The organism is Paraburkholderia phenazinium, assembly GCF_900142845.1.
Taxonomy (GTDB): Bacteria; Pseudomonadota; Gammaproteobacteria; order Burkholderiales; family Burkholderiaceae; genus Paraburkholderia; species Paraburkholderia phenazinium_A.
The window spans coordinates 1,067,436-1,091,874 of record NZ_FSRU01000001.1 but is presented as its reverse complement, the minus strand read 5'-3'; the positions used below and the strand labels follow the sequence as shown (position 1 = coordinate 1,091,874).

At 64.6% G+C, this 24,439-nt stretch carries 24 protein-coding genes; 13 read left to right on the top strand and 11 right to left on the bottom strand.

Annotated features, from left to right (window positions below; all coding sequences use genetic code 11):
* Nucleotides 1–13 precede the first annotated feature (13 nt).
* The gene (locus BUS12_RS04700; protein ID WP_074294468.1) at nt 14–931 is read left to right on the top strand and encodes a LysR substrate-binding domain-containing protein; all 918 of its coding nucleotides are present in this window, start codon (nt 14–16) and stop codon (nt 929–931) included.
* Nucleotides 932–979: 48 nt separating this feature from the next.
* Here the strand turns inward: BUS12_RS04700 and BUS12_RS04695 are convergent, their stop codons facing one another.
* Both BUS12_RS04695 and BUS12_RS04690 read right to left on the bottom strand, forming a co-directional pair.
* The gene (locus BUS12_RS04695) at nt 980–1,615 is read right to left on the bottom strand and encodes a 2-hydroxychromene-2-carboxylate isomerase (protein WP_074294467.1); all 636 of its coding nucleotides are present in this window, start codon (nt 1,613–1,615) and stop codon (nt 980–982) included.
* A 27-nt stretch (nt 1,616–1,642) separates the two neighbouring features.
* Nucleotides 1,643–2,575 (bottom strand): CmcJ/NvfI family oxidoreductase, encoded by a 933-nt coding sequence (locus BUS12_RS04690; protein ID WP_253190006.1) that lies wholly within the window; start codon nt 2,573–2,575, stop codon nt 1,643–1,645.
* Nucleotides 2,576–3,377: 802 nt separating this feature from the next.
* On the opposite strand from BUS12_RS04690, the gene BUS12_RS04685 reads away from it, so the two are divergent.
* Nucleotides 3,378–4,250 carry an oxidoreductase gene (locus BUS12_RS04685; protein WP_074294465.1) on the top strand — a complete coding sequence of 291 codons (873 nt, stop codon included), beginning with the start codon at nt 3,378–3,380 and terminating at the stop codon, nt 4,248–4,250.
* Nucleotides 4,251–4,266: 16 nt separating this feature from the next.
* On the opposite strand, the gene BUS12_RS04680 is transcribed toward BUS12_RS04685, so the two are convergent.
* Both BUS12_RS04680 and BUS12_RS04675 read right to left on the bottom strand, forming a co-directional pair.
* A complete protein-coding gene (locus BUS12_RS04680) occupies nt 4,267–5,748 on the bottom strand; it encodes an HD domain-containing phosphohydrolase (RefSeq protein ID WP_074294464.1) in 1,482 nt (493 codons plus the stop codon).
* A gap of 338 nt (nt 5,749–6,086) precedes the next feature.
* On the bottom strand, nt 6,087–7,106 hold the full coding sequence (locus BUS12_RS04675; RefSeq protein ID WP_074294463.1) for a LacI family DNA-binding transcriptional regulator: 1,020 nt from the start codon (nt 7,104–7,106) through the stop codon (nt 6,087–6,089).
* A gap of 225 nt (nt 7,107–7,331) precedes the next feature.
* Between BUS12_RS04675 and ptsP the strand changes: the two genes are divergently transcribed.
* Genes ptsP through BUS12_RS04655 form a run of 4 tightly spaced genes read left to right on the top strand, consistent with a single transcriptional unit; the run spans nt 7,332 to nt 13,008 of the window.
* A complete protein-coding gene (ptsP, locus tag BUS12_RS04670) occupies nt 7,332–9,839 on the top strand; it encodes a phosphoenolpyruvate--protein phosphotransferase (protein WP_074294462.1) in 2,508 nt (835 codons plus the stop codon).
* A complete protein-coding gene (locus tag BUS12_RS04665) occupies nt 9,836–10,873 on the top strand; it encodes a 1-phosphofructokinase family hexose kinase (protein ID WP_074294461.1) in 1,038 nt (345 codons plus the stop codon). The genes ptsP and BUS12_RS04665 overlap by 4 nt, the downstream gene beginning before the upstream one ends.
* A gap of 7 nt (nt 10,874–10,880) precedes the next feature.
* Complete coding sequence (locus BUS12_RS04660) at nt 10,881–12,692, top strand: PTS fructose-like transporter subunit IIB (RefSeq protein WP_074294460.1); 1,812 nt, start codon at nt 10,881–10,883, stop codon at nt 12,690–12,692.
* Nucleotides 12,693–12,696: 4 nt separating this feature from the next.
* On the top strand, nt 12,697–13,008 hold the full coding sequence (locus BUS12_RS04655; RefSeq protein WP_253190005.1) for a DNA-binding protein: 312 nt from the start codon (nt 12,697–12,699) through the stop codon (nt 13,006–13,008).
* A gap of 142 nt (nt 13,009–13,150) precedes the next feature.
* Here the strand turns inward: BUS12_RS04655 and BUS12_RS04650 are convergent, their stop codons facing one another.
* The 5 genes from BUS12_RS04650 to BUS12_RS04630 form a co-directional block, all read right to left on the bottom strand.
* A complete protein-coding gene (locus tag BUS12_RS04650; RefSeq protein WP_074294459.1) occupies nt 13,151–13,741 on the bottom strand; it encodes a BPSL1445 family SYLF domain-containing lipoprotein in 591 nt (196 codons plus the stop codon).
* Nucleotides 13,742–13,848: 107 nt separating this feature from the next.
* Nucleotides 13,849–14,028, bottom strand: a complete 180-nt coding sequence (locus BUS12_RS04645) for a CsbD family protein (protein ID WP_074294458.1) — start codon at nt 14,026–14,028, stop codon at nt 13,849–13,851.
* 231 nt (nt 14,029–14,259) lie between these two features.
* On the bottom strand, nt 14,260–14,448 hold the full coding sequence (locus BUS12_RS04640; protein ID WP_074294457.1) for a hypothetical protein: 189 nt from the start codon (nt 14,446–14,448) through the stop codon (nt 14,260–14,262).
* A 158-nt stretch (nt 14,449–14,606) separates the two neighbouring features.
* Nucleotides 14,607–14,990, bottom strand: a complete 384-nt coding sequence (locus BUS12_RS04635) for a DUF4148 domain-containing protein (protein WP_074294456.1) — start codon at nt 14,988–14,990, stop codon at nt 14,607–14,609.
* Between the two features lie 83 nt (nt 14,991–15,073).
* Entirely contained in the window at nt 15,074–15,340 is a 267-nt protein-coding gene (locus BUS12_RS04630) for a DUF4148 domain-containing protein (protein ID WP_074294455.1), read from the bottom strand.
* Between the two features lie 203 nt (nt 15,341–15,543).
* Here BUS12_RS04630 and BUS12_RS04625 point away from each other — a divergent pair, with 203 nt between their 5' ends.
* Nucleotides 15,544–16,218: a response regulator transcription factor gene (locus BUS12_RS04625; protein WP_074294454.1), complete on the top strand. Its 675-nt coding sequence runs from the start codon at nt 15,544–15,546 to the stop codon at nt 16,216–16,218.
* A gap of 18 nt (nt 16,219–16,236) precedes the next feature.
* On the opposite strand, the gene BUS12_RS04620 is transcribed toward BUS12_RS04625, so the two are convergent.
* Nucleotides 16,237–17,223, bottom strand: a complete 987-nt coding sequence (locus tag BUS12_RS04620; RefSeq protein WP_074294453.1) for a hypothetical protein — start codon at nt 17,221–17,223, stop codon at nt 16,237–16,239.
* Nucleotides 17,224–17,608: 385 nt separating this feature from the next.
* Here BUS12_RS04620 and BUS12_RS04615 point away from each other — a divergent pair, with 385 nt between their 5' ends.
* The 5 genes from BUS12_RS04615 to BUS12_RS04595 all read left to right on the top strand — a co-directional run bounded on the left by BUS12_RS04615 (nt 17,609) and on the right by BUS12_RS04595 (nt 21,960).
* Entirely contained in the window at nt 17,609–18,094 is a 486-nt protein-coding gene (locus BUS12_RS04615) for a DUF2844 domain-containing protein (RefSeq protein WP_074297087.1), read from the top strand.
* A 28-nt stretch (nt 18,095–18,122) separates the two neighbouring features.
* Nucleotides 18,123–19,430, top strand: coding sequence for a DUF3443 family protein (locus BUS12_RS04610; protein WP_074294452.1), 1,308 nt, complete (start codon nt 18,123–18,125; stop codon nt 19,428–19,430).
* A 186-nt stretch (nt 19,431–19,616) separates the two neighbouring features.
* A complete protein-coding gene (locus tag BUS12_RS04605; protein WP_074294451.1) occupies nt 19,617–19,796 on the top strand; it encodes a hypothetical protein in 180 nt (59 codons plus the stop codon).
* Nucleotides 19,797–19,869: 73 nt separating this feature from the next.
* Entirely contained in the window at nt 19,870–21,159 is a 1,290-nt protein-coding gene (lplT, locus tag BUS12_RS04600) for a lysophospholipid transporter LplT (RefSeq protein ID WP_074294450.1), read from the top strand.
* Between the two features lie 111 nt (nt 21,160–21,270).
* Nucleotides 21,271–21,960: an O-methyltransferase gene (locus BUS12_RS04595; protein ID WP_074294449.1), complete on the top strand. Its 690-nt coding sequence runs from the start codon at nt 21,271–21,273 to the stop codon at nt 21,958–21,960.
* A gap of 31 nt (nt 21,961–21,991) precedes the next feature.
* Here the strand turns inward: BUS12_RS04595 and BUS12_RS04590 are convergent, their stop codons facing one another.
* Nucleotides 21,992–23,275: an MFS transporter gene (locus BUS12_RS04590; protein ID WP_074294448.1), complete on the bottom strand. Its 1,284-nt coding sequence runs from the start codon at nt 23,273–23,275 to the stop codon at nt 21,992–21,994.
* A gap of 390 nt (nt 23,276–23,665) precedes the next feature.
* On the opposite strand from BUS12_RS04590, the gene BUS12_RS04585 reads away from it, so the two are divergent.
* The gene (locus BUS12_RS04585; RefSeq protein ID WP_074294447.1) at nt 23,666–24,265 is read left to right on the top strand and encodes a glutathione S-transferase family protein; all 600 of its coding nucleotides are present in this window, start codon (nt 23,666–23,668) and stop codon (nt 24,263–24,265) included.
* The last annotated feature ends 174 nt before the right edge of the window (nt 24,266–24,439 follow it).

The window sequence follows — 24,439 nt, the reverse complement described above, 5'->3', positions numbered from 1 at the left end:
ATGCGCCATGCGAATGTCAATACCGCTCGTCCGCTTGCCCTCGCTGGAACTGATTCGCGGCTTTGTCGCGGTGGGACGGCGCATGAGCATCACCCTCGCCGCGCAAGACCTGTGCATCACCCAGTCCGCGGTCAGCCGGCAAATCCATGCGCTCGAAGAACAGATCGGCGCCAAGCTGCTGGTGCGCGGCCATCGCGCCATCAGCTTCACCGCCGAGGGCGAGCGGCTCTTTCGCAGCGCGGACGGTGCGGTGCAACAGATGCAGGATGTCATCGGCGAAATCAGCACGACGGGCGTGCCGCGCCCGGTGACGTTAAGCGCCAGCATCGGCTTCACGGGGCTTTGGCTGCTGCCGCGCCTCAGCCGCTTTCAGCAGCGCCATCCGGGCGTGGATGTGCGGGTCAGCGCCAACAACGGCCTCGTCGACCTGCGCCGCGACGGCATCGATCTGGCGATTCGCTACACCTCGCCCTCGCTCGCGCCCGCCGGCGCAATCCAGTTGTTCGGCGAATCGATCGCGCCGGTGGCGCATCCGTCGCTCGGCATCAAGACCTTGCGCTCGGAGCGCGCCATCGCGCAGCACACGCTGCTGGAGTTCGACGATGAGCGGCATCAGTGGCTGCAGTGGCCCGACTGGCTGGCCGCGCACGGTCTGCAGCAGGTGAAGCCGCAAGGGGTCCTGCATTTCAACCAGTACGACCAGGTGATCCAGGCGACGCTTGCCGGCCACGGCATTGCGCTCGGGCGACTCGAACTGATCCAGCCGCTGCTCGATACACAGCAGTTGATCCAGCTCGCGCCCGCGCTGGCGGCAAGTGAAACCTCCCACGCGTACTGGCTGCTCCACGGCGACGACCACTCGCGCGACGCTGTGCGTCAGGTCGCGGCATGGATCGAGTCGGAGGCGCAGGCGCAGCGTTTAAGACGGTGAGGCGTCGACGCGGCGGAGCGGCGGCCCCGTCCGCGTCACGGCGAACGCTCAATTGCCCGCAAGCGGCAGCCCTGCCGCACAGGCCAGCGCATCGTCCAGCCGGTCATTGCCCCAGAACATCTCCGCGCCCACGAAGAAGGTCGGCGCGCCGAAGACACCCTTCGCTCGCGCCCGTTCGGTCTGCTCGCGCAATGCCAGTTTGTTGGCATCGGCGAGCGCGTCGGCGATGATGCTTTGCGCCGGCAGTCCCTGTTGCATGAGCACCTCGCTCACGGCCTCGGGCGAGTCGATCTCGCGATCCTGCGCGAAGTTCAAGCGCATGATGCCGCGGCAAAACGCGCCGATCCAGGGCTCGTCGGCTCCCAGCATCGCCACTCGCAGAGGCAGCAACGCGCGACGCGGAAACGCCGACGGCCTGCGCCACGGCAGCGCATATTTGCCGCACTGCCGCGCCATGTCTTGCCACACGTACTCGCCCTTCTCCTTCTGCAGTACGAACGGCGACGTCTCGAAGCCGAGTGCCTGAAACACCGGACCGAGCAGGAACGGCTGCCAGCGAATCTTCACGTGATGCCGCGCGGCTTGCGCCTCGATCCGCATCACGCTCAGGTAGCTGTAGTTGCTGCCGAAGTCGAACCAGAAATCGATCGCCGGCGAGCTTGTGTCAAACAATGCGGTGGTCATCGGACTTACTCCTTCATTCGTACACACTCATTCGTACACAACCAGGCAGCGCAATTCGATGCTTTCCCTCGGCGGTGCATCGGCGGGTGCCTGCGGATGATCGAAAGCCGCGTGCAGCGTATAGCGCGCCACGCCGCTCATCTGCGCGTCGAACTGCTTGAAGACCAGCGCCTCGTGGCGATCCATCGCGGAGAAATACGACCAGCGGTGCAACGGCGAATGCAGCGCGACGTAGATTTCCCCGGTGCGGCGCGGGTAGCGCACGTCGCTGCTCACCAGATCAGCCGCCAGCACGGTGCGTGCATCGCAGACGGCGAGCGGCGTGTCCAGCACCGGACCTTTGATCGAGCGCCACACGTTGACGATACTGTAGCGCCGCACCTGCGCAGCCAGCGCGGGATCGGTCAGGACACGAGCGAGGCGGCTGCGTCCTGAGGCCTCCGTGTAGTCGTTATGGATGCGGCCGTTGGCGGCCGCCACCCCATCCTCGCCACGCCGCCCGAAGGTGAGCGCCGCGCGCCGCGGTTCACGCCGCCGCACCAGATGATCGAATACGTAGGCCCGCTGCGCGCCGGTCGCCACGAGGGCGAGCTCGGCCGCTTCGGCGTAGTAGGTCGAGCGCACGGCCTCCTCGTCGAAGAAGTCTTTGACGGCGCTCGGCGCGTCCCATAGTTCGAAGCCTTCGCGATGGATCGAGGCGCCTCCGGCCAGGCTGCGCGCGTCGGTGATCGGCATGGCGTGCGAGACATAGGCGCAGTTTTCGCGCGGCTCGCCGGCGGGCGGATCGTAGGCATAGCTGACCGGTCTTTGCGCGGTGGGCGCGAGATAGCTCAGACCTGCGACGACCGCCTGGCGATCGCCGGGCGTGGACGAGCGGACGGGCGTGCCGCGAGGATGCAAGAGCGGAGAGGGCGGAGAGGACGAAGAGAATCCCAAGGACGGTTCAGCAAAAGTAGACATGGACGCTCCAGATAAACGGCCAGTCGCACAGGCGCGAGCACGATCGCCGCGTCTGGCCCAACTGTCCGTCTCTCCATTGAAGCGAAATCGCCGCCCGGCCTCAAACGACATTTCGGTGCAGATCACATGCTCCGCGGGAATGTGAAGCACGAAATTTGAAGGCCTACAAACGCCACACAATGCCAATATTTTGCAATCGTTGACAGTCAACCGCGCTATTTTGAGATTATGATTGGGTCATCAATTCACTACGTTCAGGGTTACCCAAAATGACCTATCCGTATGACGTTTTGACCGCGGCCTGCCTCTTCATCATCGTTGTGGCTTCGACCATCATGCTGGTGTTGCACTGACGGCCTGACGCTTCTCCGCCCGCCTGGGCGCGAGCGGCACCAACCCAGCGGTCGCCCGTTCGTCCCTGCAGCCGCCACGCGCTGCGTCTATCGATCAAAGCTCGCCGAGCCGAATACCGCACGCCCTCCCCGGCCAACGCGCCCTGTGCGGCAATCCACGACGCATGGCAGCGTTCTCACGCCGAATCGCCAGATCAGCGACAATAGTCTGGCTATCTTGTCGTCCTCCAGGCGCCCTTCGCGTACGTACCGTACGCAAGCACAGCGACCCGGCGCGCCTGCGGCACAAGGCAGCAACGACGCCTCCACGCACCACGCATGCAGCCGGTGCGGAGCGGAGGTCGGTCAGGCATGTTTTTCGCCCCCGTCACCTGTGTCCGTCGCGGCTCACCATGCCGTGAGGCACATTCACTCCCTTTGCTTTTGCAAAACGAACAGGAGTTTCCCAAATGATGAATCGAGACAACCCCGTCTGGCTGATCACGGGCTGTTCAACGGGCTTCGGCCGCGAACTGGCGAAACTGGTGCTGGCACGCGGCTGGCGCGCGGTGGTCACGGCGCGCGATGCATCGAAAGTCGCGGACATCGCCGAAGGTCACGCCGGCCAGGCGCTCGTCCTGCCGCTCGATGTCACCGATCGCGGGCAGATCGACGCCGCCGTCGCCGCGACCAAGGAGCGTTTCGGCCGCATCGACGTACTGGTCAATAACGCGGGCTACGGCTATCTGGCCGCCATCGAGGAAGGCGAAGACGCGGCCGTGCGCGAGATGTTCGAGGCCAATGTGTTCGGCCTGGTCGACATGACCAAGGCCGTGCTGCCGGTGATGCGCAAGCAACGCAGCGGCTTGATCGTCAACGTGTCGTCGATTGGCGGCCTCACCAGCTTTGCGGCCACCGGCTATTACCACGGCACCAAGTACGCGGTGGAAGGCATTTCGGAATCGCTCGCGACCGAAGTGAAGCCGCTCGGCATCGACGTGCTGATCGTCGAGCCGGGACCGTTCCGCACCAACTGGGCGGGGCCGTCGATCAAGCAGTCCGCCACGCAGATCGACGATTACGCCGCCACCGCCGGCGAGCGCCGCAAGCAGACCGCGGCGCGCAGCGGCAACCAGGCGGGCGATCCGGTGCGCGCCGCGCAGGCGATCATCGACGCCGCGCTCTCGGACACGCCGCCGTTGCGGCTGCTGCTCGGCAAGACCGCGCTCGAACTGGCCCGCAAGAAGCTCGATTTCCTGCGCAAGGATTTCGACACCTGGGAAGCCACGACCGTCGGCGCGGACTTCCCGGAAGACGGCAAGAACAAGGGCGCGCCGCTATAAATCGCGCAACGCAAGCTCAGATCAACCCGAGCGTCGACGCCTTCAAGGTAGCGGCGGCCCGGGTTGAGCATTCGAGCTTGCGGAACACGCTTTCCACATGCGTGCGTACCGTGCTCGGACTCATCTGCAGGGTGCGGGCCACTTCCTTGTTGCTCGCGCCGAGGCTGATGTGCTTGAGCACTTCCGCTTCGCGCGGCGAGAGCAGCGAGGCACGGGCCGCGGCCGGCCGGTTTCGATCGGCCGCCGGCTCGTGACCGTCTGTCTCGAAGGACAACAAAGCATCCACCGAGCCGGCGTCGAGGCGTACCGCGCGCACTTCTTCGCCGAGCACGGCAGCAGCCTCGTCGGTGGAGAGCGCGGCGCGCCACGGACGCGGCGAGCGCAGCGCCACCCAGCACGCCGCCGCAGCCAGCACGCGCGCTTCCGCTCCGATCGCACCACCCGCCGCGCCGCGAAAATAACCGGAGCCGTCGAGCCGTTCGTAGGCCTGCGAGGCAATCTCCGTTTCCCGCGCGAGCGCCCCGATCTGCTTGCCGGCGCGCGCGGTCCAATACGGCACCAGCCGCACCTTCTCCCACGCAGCGGGCGACAGGCGTCCCGGCGTGTTCCAGATCGCATTCGACACCGCCATACGTCCCATGCCGTGAATCAGGCCGGCCAGATAGGTCCGTTGACGCAGCTCCGCGTCGAAGCCGAGGCGTGTCCCGCAGCCCGCCGCGGCTTCGGCCACGCGCCGCGAGTAACCGGCCATCCACGGTAGTTTCAGATCGATCACGTCAGCGACGATTTCAGGCGCGGTGGATTGCTGCATGGGCAGCGCATCGAGCGTCGCGTCGCGGTTTGCGGCGCTTTGCTGGTCGAGTTCGGCGAGCCAGCCAGCCGCGCGTTCACAGGCTATCCGCGACAGCGCCGCCGGGTATTGGCGGCCGGCCTTTTGCGCAATCAATGTTTGCGCGCCCTCCAGCCCGTAGACACGGCTGAGAATCTCCAGGTCGCTCGCGAGCGCGACCAGAAACACCGCTTGCGGCACCCGTGCGCCATCGAGCCGTTCGGGAAAGCCGCCGCCGTCCCAGGCTTCGAAGATGTGGCGCAACGCCGTCTGCGTCATCTCCTCAAGACCGAGCATGCGGGCGATTTCCCCCGACACCTCGCAGTGAATCTGCGCGAGCGGCTGGATCGTCGCCTCCATGCGTCCTTCGACGTCAGCCTCGCCGCCCCAGCCGGGCCGCATGGCGAGCATCGCTTCGCGGCCGCCGATATCGTCGCCGAGCCACTCCGAAAAACCCGCCGCGTTCGCCGTGCAGCCCGACCAGCGCAATAGCGACACCTCCTGCACGACGCAGCATTGCGCGTCGTCGTGGCCGGCCTCGGCAGCGAGCCGCGCGGCCAGCCAACTGGTGCGCAGCGAATGATCCGTCGGCTGGCCCATGCTGAGGTCGCCGATGAACGCCAGCGCCTTGACGGCGTCGAGTGCACGGATGGTTGAAGCGTCTGCCATAGATGTCGACCTGTTTGAGTTCTGTCCGGAGGTTCGCCGCTTCGACGGCGCCGACCAGCGCCGCTCATTGTGACGAGACGTCACGGCACCTCGTGGGACGCCGCCGCAAAGCGAAGATGCACGCGCCGTCACCCGGCCCCGGTCATTTTTTGACCGATACAGCGGATTGACCGCTCCGCGCATCCTTCACCCCGTTCTGACCCACGTCCCTACGAGGACCCATATTATGAGTACCCTGCTCAAAAAGTGTCTGGCCGCCGCGCTCATGTTCGGCAGCCTGCTCTCGATCGGCGCGCTGACACCTGCCAGAGCCGCCGCTCCCTCCGACGGTGCAGTAACTAGTCGCCTACGGGCAGCACCCGCCGCTCGGTCGAACCGCGGATCACCAGTTCGCCCGGCAATACCAGCGTGCGGGTCGACATGGACGGATCGGCCAGCCGCTGGGTCAGCAACTGCATGGCGTTCTTGCCGATCTCGTACACGGGCTGTGCAATCACCGTGACGCCCGGCGACACGAGGTCGGTCCACGCATCGTTGTCGAAACCGGCCAGCGCCACGTCATCGGTCGACGTGGCGCTGCGCGCACGCCACGCGTGCATGGCGCGATACGCGCCGAGCAGCAGCAAGCCATTGCTCGCGACAATCGCATCGGGACGCGTTTCGCGCTCGCCGGCCAGCCACACACCGACATGCACGAAGGCGCTGTCGGGATTCGGATCGACAAACTCGGCCTGCGCCGGCAGACCATGACGGCGCAGCGCATCCATCAAACCTTCGTGACGTTCGCGGCCAGTCGTGCTGGCATTGCCGAACAGGCCGGCAATGCGCCGGTAGCCCTGCTCCACCAGATGCTCGACCAGACGCGCCGACGCATCGCGGTTATCCAGCACCACCGCATCCGCGCTGCCCGCCGGCCCCGGCCGGTCGATCATCACCACCGGGAAATCGTAGTGCTGCGCCTTGAAACGCTGCGCGGCGTCATGCGTCGGCGAATAGATCACGCCGGTCACGCGCTCCTCTTCCATCAGCCGCAGGTACATCGCTTCTTTCTCGGGGTTCTCGTCCGTGTTGCACAGGATCACGCGCAGGCCCTGCTGATACGCGGCGTCCTCCACGGCGCGGCTGACCTCCGTAAAGAAGGGATTGCGCACGTCCGAGACGATCAGGCCAATGGTCGCGGTGTCGCCCGAGCGCAAACGGCGCGCGGCGGCATTGGGCCGGTAGCCCAACTGCTCGATCGCACTCAGCACGCGTTGCCGGACCGTGTCGCGCACCGGGCCGTTATTCGACAGCACGCGCGAAACCGTGGTGACCGACACCCCTGCCGCTTCCGCAACATCCTTGATTCGTAGATTCATGAAAGTGGTATCGATTCCTTAAGCTGATCGGTATTTTCCCTGGATTCTCTCTGCACCCGTCCGGCGGCCGCCCAGCGCCGAACACTTGGCACACGGCCTTCTCCGACCATTCTAGCTGGCTTTGCGCGAATCTCAGCGAATTTCCGCAGACCACGGGAGCGCTTGACTCTCAATGTGGTATCGATTCCAATACGCTCACTTTAACGATCCTATCCAGGAGACGCGATGCCGTCGCTGCTTACCGCAGAGTTGGTCCGACTCAACGCCCGTGCCGCCTCGAAACAGGACGCGATCGTCCAGGCCAGCGAGTTGCTGGCTGCAGCGGGTTTCATCGAGCCCGGCTATCTCGAGAGCCTGCAGGGTCGCGAGCAGGTCTCGAACACTTATCTCGGCAACGGCGTCGCCATTCCGCATGGCTTGCAGGAAGACCGCCACCTGATCCGCCGCACGGGCGTAGCGGTGCTGCAATTGCCCGAGGGCGTCGAATGGCACGACGGCGAACGGGCTCACCTGGTGGTGGCGATCGCCGCGCAGTCCGATGAGCACATCACGCTGCTGCAGCGTCTGACGCGCCTGATCGGCGATCCGCAACAATTGCGCACGCTGGTCGAAGCGCGCGATCCGCAGATTCTCGTCGACGCCCTGAACGGTGCGGTTGCCCATACAGGTCCGAGCGTCGTCGACAGCACCCCGGCCGACTTCGAACAGCGCGTCGAACTCGTGCTGGACTATCCGCACGGTCTGCACGCGCGGCCTGCGAGCGCATGGGTCGCCACCGCGAAACGCTATCAGGCGGCCTTGCGGGTGCGTCACGGCGACACCGCCGCCGATCCGAAGAACCTCGTCAGCCTGCTGCAACTGGGTGCGAGCGCGAATGCGCAGCTCGTGCTGTCCGCGCAAGGCGTCGATGCCGGCGATGCACTCGTGGCCTTGAAGCGGACCATCGAGGCGCTCTCGGCCGAGGAACACGAGCGCGCCGCCGCGGCCCGTGCTCGCCGTCAGAAGGCGCAACCGGTGTTGTGGACGCCGCTGGATCCCGCCGACGTATTCGAAGGTGTCAGCGCCGGTCCCGGTTTTTCGATTGGCACCGTGCGCGTGCTGCGGGCCGCGCAACTGGAGATCGAGGACCGCCCCGGCAATACCGTCGACGCCACCCATCAGCTCGATGCCGCACTCCATAGCACCGCTAACGAACTGGAAGCCCTGACCCGCGACACGGCCGCTCGCCTCGGTGCAGCCGAGGGCGAAATCTTCGCCGCGCATCGTGAGTTGCTGAACGACAGCGCATTGCTGGAGCACGCGGCACGTCTGCTGCTGGATGGTCACGGCGTGGCCTGGGCGTGGCATCAGGCCGCCGAGCAACAGGCGGCGCGCCTCGCCGCCTTGCCCGATCCGCTGCTCGCCGCGCGCGCCACCGATTTGCGCGACGTCGCGCGGCGCGTGCTGAAACACCTCGGCGAAAACGTCGCCACACCTATGCGTCTCGACACGCCCGCGATTCTGATCGCCGAAGACCTGACGCCCTCCGACACCGCGATGCTCGACCCGGCCGTGACACTCGGCTTTTGTACGGTGTCCGGCGGCCCGACCTCGCATACCGCGATCCTCGCGCGCACGCTCGGCGTGCCCGCCGCGGTGGCGTGCGGCGCGTCGTTGCTGAAGATTGCCGACGGCAGCGAAGCGGTGCTCGACGGCACCTCGGGGCGCCTCTATGTCGGCGTGTCGGCGCAGGACCGCGAACGTGCCCGTCAAACGCAACTGCACCTGCTTGAGCAGGCCGAACGTGCCGCCGCCAATCGCGCGCTGCCGGCCGTGACGCTCGACGGCCACGTCCTCGAGATCGGCGCCAACATCACCCGTCCGGAGCAGGTGCGCGACGCGCTCGCCAACGGCGCGGACGGCGTTGGGTTGATGCGCACCGAGTTCCTGTTTCTCGAACGTCACGACGCGCCGAGCGAGGATGAACAATACGACACCTACCGGCGCATGATCGAAGCCAGCGGCGGGCGCCAGTTGATCATCCGCACGCTCGACATTGGCGGCGACAAGCAGGTGCCGTATCTGAACCTGCCGCACGAATCGAATCCGTTCCTCGGCGTACGCGGCGTGCGTCTGTGCCTGCGCCGCCCCGACCTGTTCGTGCCGCAATTGCGCGCGTTGTATCGCGCGGCGAAAGAAGGCCCGCTGTGGATCATGTTCCCGATGGTCTCGACGCTCGACGAAGCGCGCCAGGCCATCGCCCTCGCGGAAACCGTACGCGCCGAACTCGACGCGCCCAAGGTACCGCTCGGCATCATGGTCGAAACGCCATCGGCCGCCGCGTTTGCCGATCACTTCGCGGCGCTGGTCGATTTCTTCTCGATCGGCACCAACGACCTGACGCAATACGTGCTGGCGGTGGACCGCGAGCATCCCGAGCTGGCGCGCATGGCGGAGAGCCTGCACCCGGCCGTGCTGCGGATGATCAAGCAGACCGTCGATGGCGCCCGCAAGCATCGCAAGTGGGTCGGCGTATGCGGCGGCCTCGCGGGCGATCCGCTGGGTGCGTCGATCCTCGCAGGCCTCGGCGTCGACGAATTGTCGATGAGCTCGCGCGATATTCCCGCCGTGAAGACACGGCTGCGCGGCTCGCGTCTCGATGCGCTGCAGGCGCTCGCGCGACGCGCGCTCGATTGCGAAGACGTCGATGCCGTGCGCGCGCTGGACAACGCCGAAATCAAGGCCGCCGCATGAATACCGTCGTAACCGTTACGCCCAATCCGGCGCTCGATCAGACCGTGTGCGTCGAGAATCTCGTGCTCGGCGAAGTCAACCTCGCGGCGTCGCTCGAATTCAATGCGGGTGGCAAGGGCGTGAACGTCGCCGGCTGCCTCGCGGACTACGGCATCGAAACCATCGCCACGGGTCTGCTCGGCTGCGACGATTCCGCGGCGTTCGAGGCGATGTTTGCAGAGAAGCGGATTGTGGACCGCTTCGTGCGCATCGCCGGACGGCCGCGTATCAATGTGAAACTCGTCGACACCGCGCGCCATGAGACGACCGACATCAATCTCGCGACCTCGTTGCCAAGCGCCGAGGATGTCGCGGCCCTGCAGCAGCGCATCGTCGAGCTGGCCGTGCCGGGCCGCTGGTTCGTGCTGGCGGGCAGCTTGCCGCCGGGCGTCGACGTGTCGTTTTATCGTAGCGTCACGCGGGTTTTGCATGCCGTGGGCGCGCGCGTCGCACTCGATACCAGCGGCGCGCCGCTCGCCGATGCGCTCGCCGCAACCGACGCCGCCGAATTGCCGGACCTGATCAAGCCGAACCGGGCCGAACTGGAAGTCGCGCTGGGTCTGTCGTTCGTCGACGAAGACGCGCTGGTCCATGCGGCCTGCGGACTGGTCGAACGCGGCATTGCGCACGTCGTGGTGTCGCTCGGCGAGCGCGGAGCGCTGGGCGTCACGCGTGCCTCCAACGCCGCTGCCCCAGACGCCGCGCCTGCGTATGAAGGCTGGCACGCCGCGCCGTTACGCGTGCCGGTCGCCAGCACCGTCGGCGCGGGCGATGCGCTCGTGGCAGGGTTGATAGCGAGTCTCGTCGAAGCACGCCCATGGCCGGAACTCGGCCGGCGCGCCACCGCCTTTGCCGCAGGCAAGCTGGCGCGCGTCGGTCCTCATCTGCCCGATCGCCCAAGCCTCGACGCGCTTGCCGCGCAGGTTCAGGTCGCCACCTTCAGCGTCGCCGCAAACACGCGGCACGCCACCCAACAACACGCCGCGCAAACCTGAGAGAACCATGGACAAGCTGATTGGACTGGTGTCGTCACCCAAACAAAGCGCAGCGCCGGCAGTCGCCGCACAAGCGCTCAACCGTGCCGCGCAAAAACGCGGCGCCACCCTGGCCGTCGAAACACGCAGCGCGCTCGGCGTGCAGGATCCGCTCACCGCCGCGCAGATCGCTTCCGCGCACAGCGTGTTGATTGCAGCAGACGCCGGCGAGCGGATCGACGAGAGCGCGTTCGCGGGCAAGACGATTCATCGCGTGTCGCTCGACGATGCGATCCGCGAAGCGGATGCCGTGCTGGCACGCGTGGCGAGCGCGAGTTCCTCTAGCACGGCGAGCGCAGCTTCCGCGTCGACGCAAGCCGCGGCAGCCACCGCCCCGCGCATGCTGAAAATCGTTGCGATCACATCGTGTCCGACCGGCATCGCCCACACGTTCATGGCCGCCGAAGGCCTTGCCCAAGGCGCCAAATCGCTCGGCCATGAGATTCATGTCGAAACGCAGGGCTCCGTCGGCGCGCAAAACACGCTGACGGACGAACAGATCGCCGCCGCCGACCTCGTGGTCATCGCCGCGGATACGCAAGTCGACAAAAGCCGCTTTCGCGGTAAACGGCTCTATGAAACCGGCACCAAAGGCGCTATCGGCAAAGGCGCCGCACTGATCGAACGGGCCATCGCCGATGCGGCGCTCGAAGGCGGCGTGAGCGGCGCGTCCAATGCGGCGAATCAGCCGGCCGTTGCAGGCGCGGCACTGGCCGATCAGGTCGCCGCCGCCAAGAAGCAACGCTCGGCCAAAAGCTCCGGCCCGTACCGGCATCTGATGACGGGCGTGTCCTTCATGCTGCCGTTCGTGGTTGCAGGCGGCTTGCTGATTGCCATCTCGTTTGCGCTGGGCGGCATTTACGCGTTCGACGATGCGCACAAAGGCACCCTCGCGTGGGCGCTGTTCCAGATCGGCGCGAAATCGGCCTTCGCGCTGATCGTGCCGGTGTTGTCCGGCTATATCGCCTATTCGATCGCCGACCGGCCCGGCATCACGCCCGGCATGGTGGGCGGCATGCTCGCTGCGAGCCTGGGCGCGGGCTTTCTCGGCGGCATCATCTCGGGCTTCCTCGCCGGATATACCGCACTCCTGATCAGTCGCAAGCTGAAGCTGCACCGCAACCTCGAAGGACTCAAGCCGGTACTGATCATTCCGCTGGTTTCGACGCTGGTGGTCGGGCTGTTGATGATCTACGTGGTCGGCACACCGGTCGCCACCGCACTGCACGGCCTGGAAAACTGGCTGCGCTCGATGCAAACCGGCAGCGCCGTGACGCTCGGCCTTCTGCTCGGCGCAATGATGGCGTTCGACATGGGCGGTCCGGTCAACAAAGCAGCGTACGCATTCAGCACTGGGCTGATCGCAAGCCAGGTGTACACGCCGATGGCAGCCGCGATGGCCGCCGGCATGACGCCGCCGCTCGGTATCGCCCTCGCCACCTGGGTCTTCCGCAACCGCTTCGTGCTGGACGAACGCGAAGCCGGCAATGCGGCGGCCGTACTCGGCATGGCGTTCATCACCGAAGGCGCGATTCCGTTCGCGGCCCGCGACCCGATGCGGATCATTCCGGCCTGTGTGGTCGGCTCCGCCATCACCGGCGCCATTTCGATGGCGGCCGGCGTCGAACTGAAGGTGCCCCACGGCGGCATTTTCGTATTGCCGATTCCGAATGCCGTCACGCATCTCGGCATGTATGTGGTCGCGATCGCGGTGGGCACCGTCGTCACTGCGCTGGCGGTGGGTTTGCTGAAACGTCCGCTGAGCGCCGTGGCGGCTTGAGCCGATGTTGACGCTGGTTCATTCCACCGAACGCAGAGGCACGATTGCCATGGCGCAAGCGCACAGCGAGACGTACCGCGGGTTTCAGATCGAGGTCGAGGCCGTCGCGGATGACGGTCGCAGCCTGCGGGTTCGTCGTCAGATCACGCGGCAACTCGGCGAGCGCTACACCGCCCGCTACGAGCACACTGACGCCGGATCGCGTCCGGCAAGCGAAGCCGAAGACGCCCTCTCGCAAGCTATTCGCGACGCGCGGGAAACCGTCAACCGCCTGCTCGGCGGCTGGCATGGGGCATACGCTCAAGGGGTGGCATAAAACCCGGCCGGCTCGCGGGCGTTGTCGCCGGTGTTGCGTTGAACGTCCGGCATTGAACGTCCGCGCACCTTGCACAAACGGCAAGACGGTCACCGCGTGACCGTCTTGCCGCTCTTACACTACCCGGCTGTTTAAGCCGAGGTCAGATCACCAGCCGCGAAATCTTCGAGCCTTCCAGCGAGACGCCGGCCATCAGCCCTTCGTTGGTCATGACGAAGGCCTGCACCGGGCTCGTCGCGGTCGAAGTATCGATATCGCCGTTCGCGCCCACCTTCAGCACAGCCACGGTTGCATCGCCACCCGCCGCCCAGCCCTGACTTTCGCGGAATTTGTTGAGCGCGTCCTGCGTCATGAACAGGAACACAATCGCCTTGGATTGCGCACCGATCTGCAGACCGAACGATCCGGCTGCAATGCTGTAGTACCCCGAGGTGTGTCCTGCTACGCGCAGCGCACCCTGGCCGTACTGGCCGCCCACCCAGAAGCCGGCCGAGATGACCGAGGGGAACACCAGCACGCCCTGCGCCTTGGCGACGAGTTCGTGCGAGCCATGGACGGTGTCATAGAGACGGGAGAGTGTCGAGTCGACCCCCGCATTGATAGTCTGACGCTTGCCTGCATCTTGCGATGCGCCCGTATCGGAGGACGGCGGAGTCGTCGTGCAGCCGGCCAGCGCGAAACCGCTGGCGGCGAGAGCAGCACTGCCCGAAAGAATGAATTGTCGGCGACGCATGATTGATTCCTTGTTTTATGTAGAAGAGAGAGTGATGCAGCGATCAGTCGATGCAACGGTTGCCGGCAGCGCCGCCCGAGTCTCGGTCACGAGCCTCGGACAACGAGTCAGCCGAGCGATTTCCTGATCCGCGCCTTGGCCTTGCCGAAGGTTTGACGGATTCCGCCGGCAGCCTGCTGCAAACCGCCTTTAAGCTCTTGCGATCTATTGCCGGTTGCCTTGCCGACTGCTTCATTCAGCTTGCCTTTGGCCTTTAGGGCCACGCCTTTGATCTGGTCTTGGTTCATGCGGCCTCCCTGGACGATGAGCGAGCGTGTCGCGGCTGCCCTCTACAACGCAAATTGCGGGCCAGGTCGAAGAATGGAACGAGTAGAAGACGTCAAGATGCAACAGGCACGCCGTAGCGGACCCGAAAGCGAGGCAAGCAAGGAGAGGGAGAGGCGCATGGAGAAGCGCCGAGGGGTCGCGCTACCAGGGAAAAACGACATCCACCCGGTAGGTCTTACGCGTGCAGGACGCTAACGCGGCGGGCGAGTGCCTGGGCGGCGGCTCTTCCAGCTTTGCACCAGCAGCGCGATCACGCCACCCAATGCAAGCGTCGCCACATAGCCGGCCGCACGCACCACACCGTCGCCGTAGGAACCGGCAAACACCGTGACGATGGACGCTGCGACAAACAACGCGAGCAAGCCGAGCATCGGTTTCATGGGTAACGCCTCCGCGGTTGGCATCCGAACAGAACCTCACATCTGAAATAAGAAGCTCGACGAATAAATCGCGCAAGTGCGGCAAACCCGACAATCAGTCATGCATCGACTTGAGCCTGCCCACTTGCGGAGATTCGAATTCGCCCGTCATCGCGATCCTAGCTGCCGGAGTAGAGCGAGCAAAAGCTGACCGGACCGACGCATGCCGGGTTGTTCACGGTGCCCCTGACCGGCGCATGCGTGCCGCTTTCGCTGGATCCCGAAAGACCCGCGCCCATGCCGGTCGCTTCGGCGGCAGCGTTGGCATTGTTCGCGAGACCTTCGTTATCCTGCGCGGCGACTTTCGCTTCGGCCGCTTGAATGTCGGCGGGATAGTTGGCGTCGCCGGAGGTCGACGGGTTATAACCGGCTTGCTCGAGGCGCACGAGGTCGGTATACACCTGGGCGCGCGTGACCGGAGCGTTGGTGGATTGCGCGAAGCTAAGCGCCGGGCTAGCGAGCGCACTGACGGCGAGGCTAAGACAGATGAGCGTTTTCATGATGTCAATCTCCTTGATTGATCAAGACCGAACCTAAACGGATGACGGATGAACGGGCGAAGGACCAGCAGCGAACCTTTGCCAATTTAGTTTGCACTACTATCAGATACATTGACGCCAACAATCTTGCTCGCGTTTGCCGAGGAAGCCAGAGCCTGTTGTTTCATATGGGCCACCTGTTGCGCGTAGATCGGATTTACATCCGGATACGAGGAATCGGTTACAAAGTTAAGGCCGTTTTGCTGGGCCTCGATCAGTTCCTGATACACCTGTGCGCGTGTCTTCCCTTCGGCGAAAGCGCTTGACGATGCGAGTACGGCGACAGACAGCGCGGCAAATACGATCTTCTTCATGATGAACTCCTGTGAATGTGAGTCGGCCTACATGTGGGAGAACCCGGCTTGCCCGGCTTTTATTCCCGGCAAAACGAAAATTCAGGTGCTGCGCCACAAAAATTCCGCTCGCGCGCAAAACCGCGGGGAAATGGGAATAAAGCGGACGGTGCTCGTGTTAGCGCCTACGAAGAAGACCCGTGCTTATCAACGGAGAGCAGCTCATGCGGAACGTCTTGACTATCGAGGGTGGCGAACACGTCACGCGCGACTTCGTCCCTACGCTGGAGGAAAGCGGTTTTAGCGTCGACGTGACCCTGTCGGGCCGCATCGGTATGAGCCGCGCGATGGCGCGACCCTACGACGCAGTCGTTCTCGATCGCATCCTGCCCGATCTCGATGGCCTCGCCGTCGTGACGACCTTGCGCGGTATCGGCCTGGAAACGCCCATCATGATGCTGAGCGCGACCGCCGACGCCGCGCAGCGCGTCGAGGGACTGCGCGCCGGAGCGGACGATTATCTTTGCCTGCCGTTTTCATCGGAAGAAATGCTGCTCAGAATGGAAGTGCTGCTGCGCAGACGGCCAGGCCTCCCCAGTCCCAAGACGGTCTTGCGCATCGACGAGCTGGAACTGGACCTGATCAAACGCAGGATGGCGCACCAGCACAGCGCCGAGCGTTTGCAGCCCACCGAGTTTCGTCTGCTCGAATTCATGATGCGACACGCGGGTCAGGTGCTGACGCGCAGCATGCTTCTCGAGGCCGTGTGGGGTATCCGCTTCGATCCCAGCACCAACCTCGTCGACGTACATGTGGGACGCCTGCGCAAGAAGGTGGCGGCGCTGGGCGTGCGCCCGGTGATTCAGACGGTGAGAGGCTCGGGTTACCGGTTCGGTTGAGGCCGTTCAATCGACACGCTACCAGTCGAGCACCACGGCATGCGAGATGCGGCTCGGCGCGCCGCCCGGTCCGGCGGGATCGGGGTTGCCGAAACGCGGCAGAGCGCCGTCCGCGCGGGCCTGCTCCACTTCCATGCGCACCTGGGCACGGGTTTTCGGCGCTTGAGTGGATGCGCCCGGCGGCGCTGGCGTGGTCGTGGTCGAGTCTGGTTGCGCACCCTGCGCGCTCTGCACGGTCTGCGCGCTCGGGTTGTTCTGCGATGCCTGCGTCAGCGGCGGCGGGAGCGCGCCTGATTGCGAAGACGAAGACGAAGACGAAGAAGACGAAGAGGTTGCGACCGCGGAAGGGACCACCCGCAGTGCGGTGGAATCCGTCTCGGGGTTAGCTGGGACAACGCTCGGCGCGGACCGCCTCATACCCGGATCCGATACCGCCTCGGTTGGCAGGACGTGCCCGCTTCCTGCATATTCCACAGGACTGCCAGCGCGTTCGCGACTCCGCGGTGAAGCACCGTGAGCATGCTCGGCTCGGGCCGCGTATCGCGCCACATACCGGCTCGAGCGCGACGACGCAGGCGGCGGCGCCGATCCCGCTACCGTAGGTTCGACGGCCATCCCATGACCACCCGCCTCTTCCCGCGCCTGCAGTTCCCGCTGCAGTGCGATGACCCGTGGATCGTTTGCGTAAAGCGCCTGCTCGGCGCCCAGCAGGACTCGGGCGGACGCAAGATCGTCGCGTTTCAGGCTGGTGCGGACCGCGTCGAGAACCACCGCGACGTCGGCATCCGACTGGCTCTGTGCGGCCACCTTGCCCGACGCGAGTGCGGTGGAGCGCGGACCCTCCGGGCCGGCGGCTGACGAGGCGTCACGATGCCCGAAGCCGGATTGCTCCGCCGGCTGCCGGCCCGTGTCGGGCCGCAGCAAGAACGCCGCGAGCGTTAGCGCGCCGATCAGAAGGCTCGCTACGATCGCTACCTTGGGTTGAACAATCGGGTTCGTGATCATGAGGTCTATCCCGTCATGCTGTGCATAGCGTACGCGCATTGCACGCTGCTGCAAGCGCCGCCCGAGTGACTCCTGGCCTTTACCTCGTCACGTACGGACTGAAGCGTCGAATGGATGCGCCAAGGTTTAGCCGTTGTCCGCCACGCCCGGACTCGCGGACACACCGGCCGTCCGGTATGGGGCTTGAGCCGGGCGCGCGATAGGCAGCGGTCGGCGACGGGGCTGGACGGCACTTTCGCCTTGTTTTCTATTGCGCCAACAACACCCAATCCACACCGCTATTCGTCAGTTCAATTGGCGGACGCGTCGGTATGATCGGCTCCCAGCGACCGCAAGCAGCGTGTCGCGACATCGCAGACCTGCTTTCAAAACACCGATGATCAAAATGACAATAACCCAACTTCGTACGCTGGCGGTCTTTGCCGCGCTTGCCGCGGACCTGGCCGCGCTCACGCCCGCCTACGCCGCACTCGGCAGCGCCCCGACCTACGCTGCAAGCACCGGCGCCACCCGCACCGCGAGCCTCGCTCAGGCGTCGACCAGCAATGCGGCGAGCTATACCGTGAACGAGACCACGCTCTCCTCGGGCACCGTGGTCAGCGAGTACGTGAGCGCCAGCAACACGGTCTTCGGACTCAGTTGGCGCGGCCCGACGATCGCTCCGCTGCAAACGCTACTGGGCAGCTATTTCCCGTCCTACGTGCAAGGCCTCGCCGCGGTGCACACCGCGAACGGCGGCGGCCATGGACCGGCTGCCGTGCATCAGTCGGCCCTCGTCGTCGAAACCGGGGGCCACATGGGCGCCTTCTACGGACGCGCCTATCTGCCGCAAGCGTTGCCGCAGGGCGTGAGCGCCGACGACATCAAATAAATCGCCAATAAAAAATCGAGGAAACAACATGCGCCAACTTGCATGGATCATCGTCGCGACGCTCGGGCTGGGTCTGGCCGGATGCGGCGGCGGCGGGGGCAGCGACACGCCGGCACCCACGGCGACCAATACGTCGAACGGCACGAACACGCCGGTCAACAGCCCAAGCGTATCGTCGAGCAACACGCTCGCGGTGGACGCCTCGGCTGTGCCGGCCGCCGTCAACTCGACCAATGCGATTCCGGTCACGGTGTCGGCCACCGGTATCCAGAATCAGCCGATGGTCAGCGTCACCCTCTGCGCGCCGGGTACGAACGCGACGGGTGCCACCTGCACGACCATTCCGAACGTGCTGGTCGACACAGGCTCGTATGGGCTGCGCCTGTTCCGCTCGGTCATTCCGAGCGCCACTTTCGCCGCGTTGGGCGCGGTCAACGACACAGGCTCCGGCTTGCCGCTCGCCGAATGCGCGGATTTCGTCAGCGCCTACGGGTGGGGTACGGTGCACACCGCCGACGTCAAGCTCGGAACCGAGATTGCCGGTAGCGTACCGATTCACGTCATGGCCGACTCGGCGCTGACGGCAAGCGTGCCGAGCGCCTGCGTCACGGGTACCTACCTGAGCGCGCCTACCGCGCTCGGCGCGAACGGCATCATCGGGATCGGTGTGAACAAACAGGACTGCGGGTCGGGCTGCGTCAACACACCGCAAGACCAGTTCTATTACACGAACGCCGGCAATGTCACGACGGCGACCCTCTCTCAACAGGTCACCAATCCGGCCACGATGTTCGCGCAAGACAACAACGGCGTGATTCTGGAAATGGCGCAAGTTGCAGACAGCGGCAGCACTACCGCAACCGGCACCCTGGTGTTCGGCATCGACACGCAGAGCAACAACGGCCTGAACGGCACCGGCGCAACGCTGATCCCCACCGTCTCCGGCGGCAACTTCACGGCCAGCTTCAACGGGGCCACGCTGTTTAACGGCGCGTTCCTGGACTCCGGATCGAGCGCGCTGTTCTTCGGGGACCTGACGATCCCGCACGCCAGCAGCAGCAACAGCTCGCTGTATATCCCGACCGCGACGGTGGGCCGTACCGCCACGCTGTTCACGGGCAACTCGGGCACGGCGACGGTCGGCTTCAACATTGCGAACGGCTTCACGCTGAGCGCATCGGGGAACAACGCGTTCAACGACCTGGGCGCGTACTCGAGCGGCACGCTGGACTTCGGTCTGCCGTTCTTCTATGGCCGGCATGTGTACTACGGCTTCACGGGCGCCACTTCGACAGGAGGCGGCACCGGCCCTTACGTGGCGTACGTTTCGAACTAAGCGAAATCCTTCGCTTTTTGCCGCGCGTTAGCAGGCCTTGCGGGCTTCGCTAACGCGCGCCGCAGACGAGCCGCGAGCCTCTTCGGCCTGGCGGCGGCAACCGGCGCGCGTGGCTGACATCGACAATCATCCGGATTGCATGCGGTATCATGCCCAACGGCACTGATATCCGATGGGAGTGCACCAATGCGCGATGCCCGGATTTTTGTTGCAGCGCTTCTGGCAACGTTGTTTGTCCAGGTTTTACAACCGGGCATCGACATCCCCTACTGGAAAGACATTACGTCCGCGGTCATGGCTACCGCGGCAGTGGCTGTGCTTTACCGCGTCGGCGACTATGGCAGGCGGAATCCACGAGAGAAATAACGGCCATGAAAACCGCCCCTTCCGAAGCAACGCACTCTTTCTGCATGCCAGGCTTATTTGACGCCGGACGCGCATGAAACGAGGCTTCTACACGATTATTGCCGCGCAGTTCTTCTCTTCGCTTGCCGACAACGCGCTGCTTATCGCCGCCATCGCCCTGCTCACCGAGCAACATGCGCCGCCCTGGATGACGCCTGTTCTCAAGCTGTTCTTCGTGCTGTCCTATGTGGCGTTGGCAGCGTTCGTCGGGGCCTTCGCGGATGCGTTCCCCAAGGGACGCGTCATGTTCGGCACAAACCTGGTCAAGGTAGTGGGTTGCGTCGCCATGCTGGCCGGCGTTCCGCCGCTGATTTCATACGGTATCGTCGGACTGGGAGCGGCGGCCTACTCGCCTGCGAAATACGGCATCCTCACCGAGCTCCTGCCGCCGGACCGGCTGGTCGCCGCCAACGGCTGGATGGAAGGCACCACGGTGCTGTCGATCGTCCTCGGCACGGTATGCGGCGGCATCCTGATCAGTCCGCATATCGTTCAACACATGATTCACCACCCGATGCCGTTCACGGGCCACGCCCCCAGAGCGGCCATCCTGATCATCACCGTCATCTACCTGGTGGCAGCCGTCTTTAACCTGCGGATTCCGGACACGGGCGTTCGCTATCCGCCACAGCAGCACGGCCCCATTCGCCTCGCGCAGGATTTTGCCAACTGCTTTACGGTGTTGTGGACCGACCGTATCGGGCAAATTTCTCTCGCCGTCACGACGCTCCTGTGGGGCGCGGCCCAGACCCTGCAATTCATCGTGCTGCAATGGGCTCAACATTCGCTGGGACTGTCGTTGTCGCAAGCCTCGATATTGCAGGCGTTCGTCGCGATCGGCGTGGCGGTGGGCGCGGTCGTCGCCGCAGCGAAGATTCCGCTGCGGCGCGCCTTGAATACGCTGCCTGTGGGACTGGCCATTGGCGGCTCGATCCTCATGATGGCGTTCTTCTCGCACGATCTGGTGCCGGCCACGTGGGTTGTTCGCATCGGCCCTTACCATGCCCCCGCCTACATTGCGATTGCATGCGTGTTTTTGGCCTGCATCGGCGCCTTGTCCGGGTTCTTCGTTGTCCCGATGAATGCCGTGCTCCAGCATCGCGGCCATGTCCTGCTCTCCGCGGGACATTCGATTGCCGTTCAGAACTTCAACGAAAATCTGTCCATCCTCGTGACCCTGTGCCTGTACACCGTCCTGGTCTGGTTTCATGTGTCCATCACCACGATCATTGTGATATTCAGTTCGTTCGTGATCGTCGTGATGCTGCTGATCATGCGGCAGCATCGGGCTAACCGGCTCAGGGATGCGGCTCCGCATTGGTAAGCGGGGGAGAGATGGGCACCGTGCCGGGGATGCGAAAACGCCTTACACTGGCAAGCGTATGGCAGCCCGTACACCCCCGCATCGCCCCATTTCCCAGGCACGGAGAACCTCATGGCGACCGAACTCTGGAACACCGTAGACGACTACTTTTCTCGCGAGCTCGTCAAATCCGACGCGGCACTCGAAGCCGCGCTTGACGCCAGCGCGAAGGCCGGCCTTCGCGCCATCAGCGTCGCGCCGAATCAAGGCAAGTTTCTCCACTTGCTTGCGAAGATACACGGGGCGCGCAGGATTCTCGAGATCGGCACGCTCGGCGGATACAGCGCCATCTGGCTCGCGCGAGCGCTTCCTGCGGATGGCGCGATGGTTTCGCTGGAAGCCAATCCGGACTACGCCGATGTCGCGAGAGCGAACCTCGCCGCAGCGGGTTTGTCCGGCAAGGTCTCGGTGCTCACGGGCCTCGCAGCCGAGAGCCTCGAAGAACTGATCCGCAGCAAGACGCCGCCGTTCGACTTCATCTTTATCGATGCGGACAAGAGCAGCTATCCCGACTACCTGCGGCTCACGCTACAACTATCGCGACCGGGCACGGTCATCGTAGCGGACAACGTGGTTCGCAGCGGCAGGCTCGGCGACCCGGCCAATCAGGAGCCGGATATCGTGGGTATCCGCTCGTTCTTCAAGATGCTCGCCGCAACGCCGGGCGCCGACAGCACCGCGGTGCAGACGGTCGGCGCAAAAGGCTGGGACGGGTTTTCGATTACGATCGTGTCCGCCGCGCAAACGGAAGCCAACGGCTAACCGTCACCCAGCGCCACCGGCGAGGACACCCTCAGGAGTGCGCCTCGCCCGGTCGCGAGGCGTGCGCCGTATGCTCCGTGGGATCGGCCACGTCGGCCAGATCGCGACCACGCGTCTCCGGCAGCATCCATGCGGCCGCCACGACCAGAAAGTACGACAGCGCCGCGCACAATCCCATCGCGGCACCCAGCGGCACCTTTGCACTCAGCACGCCGACCAGCGTCGGCATCACCGCGCCGAGTGCACGGCCGGCGTTGCCGCACAGGCCCTGTGCCGAGCCGCGGATGCTGGTCGGAAACAGCTCCGCAATATAAGCCCCCGTGCCGGCCGCCGTCCCCGATTGCAAGGTGCCTAGCAGGAAGCCGAAGAACAGCGTCACAGTCAGGCTGATCGGTGCAAACGTGTAGATCGCTACCGCCACCGCCTGGCAGCAGGCGATCGTGATGAACGTGTAGCGGCGTCCCAGGCGATCGGCCATCCAGCCGTTCAGAAACGCACCGGCGAAGGAGCCGAGGATATTCAACGCAAGGTAGCCGCCGATGCTGTTGATCGACAGATGCAAGGCCAGTTTCAGGTACGCCGGCAGCCACGTGATCATCACATAGTTGCCGCCATAGATGCCGAACGTGAGGAGGATCGCCTTGAGCGTCGTGCCACGTAGCGGCGCGGAAAACACATCCCATACGCTCGTTTTGCCTTTGTGCTGCGCGCGGGTCTTTGCATAAACAGGCGCTTCCTGGATATTGCGCCGGATCCACAGCACCAGCACAGCGGGGAAAATGCCGAGGCCAAACAGAACGCGCCATGCGATAGCGGGCGGCAGATAGTCGAACATGATTGTGGACAGCAGCACCGCGACGCCATAGCCGAGTGCCCAGCCCGCTTGCAGCGCACCCACCACCCGTCCGCGCACTTCGCGGTTGATGGTCTCGCTGATCAGCACCGCGCCGACGGCCCATTCGCCACCAAAACCGATGCCTTGCAAACTGCGCGTCACCATCAGTTGCCAGAACGAATTCGTGAAGGCGGACAGCAGGGTGAAGGCGGAAAACCACAAGATGGTGAGTTGCAGGATCCGCACGCGTCCATAACGGTCGGAGAGAATGCCGGCACCCCAGCCTCCGAGTGCCGCCATGATCAGCACCGTCGTGCCCAGCAGCCCTGCCTGTCCTCGCGTCATGCCCCATAGCGCAATGAGGGTTGGAATGGCGAGGGCATACATCTGGGTGTCCATGGCGTCGAGGCCCCACCCGCTGAAGCATGCCCAGAAGGTGCGCTTCTCGGGCGCGGATAATTCGGTGAACCACTTCAGCATTCTTTGTCTCCTTTGGGGCGGCTCCATCGTGAGCTCTTCGAGGCCCTTGATTGCGATGACGCCACCTGCCCAAACGCTTTGAGCAGTTTTTGATTCTAGGCCCGAAGCCCCCAGGGCCGCCTATCAAACCAGTCGCAATTGCCATCTCTTTTTCTTATCGGCGATCTGCGCGGCATGGATTTTCCAACCGCAGAGCGCCTTCCGGGATTGGCTCCGGCCACGCATTGCATCGAGAAAACCCTTATGGGGACCGGGTGAACCGCGCGCCGAAGCACGAGACGCCAGGACGGAGCACGGCTTGACCCATCGCTCACAGTTGCAGCCAAAGATCGCGCAATGCCATACTCGTAGAAGCCCATTCGAACCCATTCATTCGGCATCTGACGATTCATGTCCTTGATCATTTACGGCACCAGCCGCTCGCGCGCTTTACGTGTTCTCTGGATGGCAACCGAGCTCGGCCTCGAATTCGACCACGAGCCGCTCGACTGGCGGGACTGTCGGCAAAACGCCGCATATCGACTGGTGAATCCGGCCGGTACGATCCCCTCCATCTCCGACGACGGCTTCGTCCTTGCGGAATCGCTAGCCATCAACCTCTATCTCGCGCAAAAGTCCGGCATGCTGTGGCCCGGCAACGCGAAAGATCAGGCGTTGACCCTGCAATGGACACTGTGGGTCGCCACCTCCCTCGAAACCGCTTATACGCAGTGGGCGTCGCATACCTACTGGCTCCCGGAAGCGGCGCGCGACGCCGCGCTCGCGGCCTCGGCCGCAGCGCAGATGCAGGGTCCGCTAGACCACCTGGAACGGGCGCTGGCCAGATCGGAATGGCTGGTCGGAACCGCGTTCTCCGCGGCCGATCTCAACGTTGCAAGCGTGATCAGTGTTGTGCGGCGTTTCGAGCGAGAGAAGCGGCCCAACGTCTCGAACTGGCTCGACCGCTGCTGCACCCGTCCTGCATTTCAGCAGGCCGCGAAGCGGCCTTAAAGCGGCCGTAAAGCGGTCCCTCAGAGGTCTTGGCGTCGCCGCGAACGCGGCGCGTGCGCTGCACAATCGTTCAAGACGATACACGCCACCCGGGCCTACCATCCTGAGCGGATGCCGTGCGTATGAAGTACGAAGCCAGGCACTCGTACGATACGAACGGCAAAAGCAACGCAC

Bases quoted from the DNA above. Each gene is read 5' to 3' on its own strand.
- BUS12_RS04700 (WP_074294468.1), top strand. From the start codon at position 14: ATGTCAATACCGCTCGTCCGCTTGCCCTCGCTGGAACTGATTCGCGGC.
- BUS12_RS04695 (WP_074294467.1), bottom strand. From the start codon at position 1,615: ATGACCACCGCATTGTTTGACACAAGCTCGCCGGCGATCGATTTCTGG.
- BUS12_RS04690 (WP_253190006.1), bottom strand. From the start codon at position 2,575: ATGTCTACTTTTGCTGAACCGTCCTTGGGATTCTCTTCGTCCTCTCCG.
- BUS12_RS04685 (WP_074294465.1), top strand. From the start codon at position 3,378: ATGATGAATCGAGACAACCCCGTCTGGCTGATCACGGGCTGTTCAACG.
- BUS12_RS04680 (WP_074294464.1), bottom strand. From the start codon at position 5,748: ATGGCAGACGCTTCAACCATCCGTGCACTCGACGCCGTCAAGGCGCTG.
- BUS12_RS04675 (WP_074294463.1), bottom strand. From the start codon at position 7,106: ATGAATCTACGAATCAAGGATGTTGCGGAAGCGGCAGGGGTGTCGGTC.
- ptsP (WP_074294462.1), top strand. From the start codon at position 7,332: ATGCCGTCGCTGCTTACCGCAGAGTTGGTCCGACTCAACGCCCGTGCC.
- BUS12_RS04665 (WP_074294461.1), top strand. From the start codon at position 9,836: ATGAATACCGTCGTAACCGTTACGCCCAATCCGGCGCTCGATCAGACC.
- BUS12_RS04660 (WP_074294460.1), top strand. From the start codon at position 10,881: ATGGACAAGCTGATTGGACTGGTGTCGTCACCCAAACAAAGCGCAGCG.
- BUS12_RS04655 (WP_253190005.1), top strand. From the start codon at position 12,697: ATGTTGACGCTGGTTCATTCCACCGAACGCAGAGGCACGATTGCCATG.
- BUS12_RS04650 (WP_074294459.1), bottom strand. From the start codon at position 13,741: ATGCGTCGCCGACAATTCATTCTTTCGGGCAGTGCTGCTCTCGCCGCC.
- BUS12_RS04645 (WP_074294458.1), bottom strand. From the start codon at position 14,028: ATGAACCAAGACCAGATCAAAGGCGTGGCCCTAAAGGCCAAAGGCAAG.
- BUS12_RS04640 (WP_074294457.1), bottom strand. From the start codon at position 14,448: ATGAAACCGATGCTCGGCTTGCTCGCGTTGTTTGTCGCAGCGTCCATC.
- BUS12_RS04630 (WP_074294455.1), bottom strand. From the start codon at position 15,340: ATGAAGAAGATCGTATTTGCCGCGCTGTCTGTCGCCGTACTCGCATCG.
- BUS12_RS04625 (WP_074294454.1), top strand. From the start codon at position 15,544: ATGCGGAACGTCTTGACTATCGAGGGTGGCGAACACGTCACGCGCGAC.
- BUS12_RS04620 (WP_074294453.1), bottom strand. From the start codon at position 17,223: ATGATCACGAACCCGATTGTTCAACCCAAGGTAGCGATCGTAGCGAGC.
- BUS12_RS04615 (WP_074297087.1), top strand. From the start codon at position 17,609: ATGACAATAACCCAACTTCGTACGCTGGCGGTCTTTGCCGCGCTTGCC.
- BUS12_RS04610 (WP_074294452.1), top strand. From the start codon at position 18,123: ATGCGCCAACTTGCATGGATCATCGTCGCGACGCTCGGGCTGGGTCTG.
- BUS12_RS04605 (WP_074294451.1), top strand. From the start codon at position 19,617: ATGCGCGATGCCCGGATTTTTGTTGCAGCGCTTCTGGCAACGTTGTTT.
- lplT (WP_074294450.1), top strand. From the start codon at position 19,870: ATGAAACGAGGCTTCTACACGATTATTGCCGCGCAGTTCTTCTCTTCG.
- BUS12_RS04595 (WP_074294449.1), top strand. From the start codon at position 21,271: ATGGCGACCGAACTCTGGAACACCGTAGACGACTACTTTTCTCGCGAG.
- BUS12_RS04590 (WP_074294448.1), bottom strand. From the start codon at position 23,275: ATGCTGAAGTGGTTCACCGAATTATCCGCGCCCGAGAAGCGCACCTTC.
- BUS12_RS04585 (WP_074294447.1), top strand. From the start codon at position 23,666: ATGTCCTTGATCATTTACGGCACCAGCCGCTCGCGCGCTTTACGTGTT.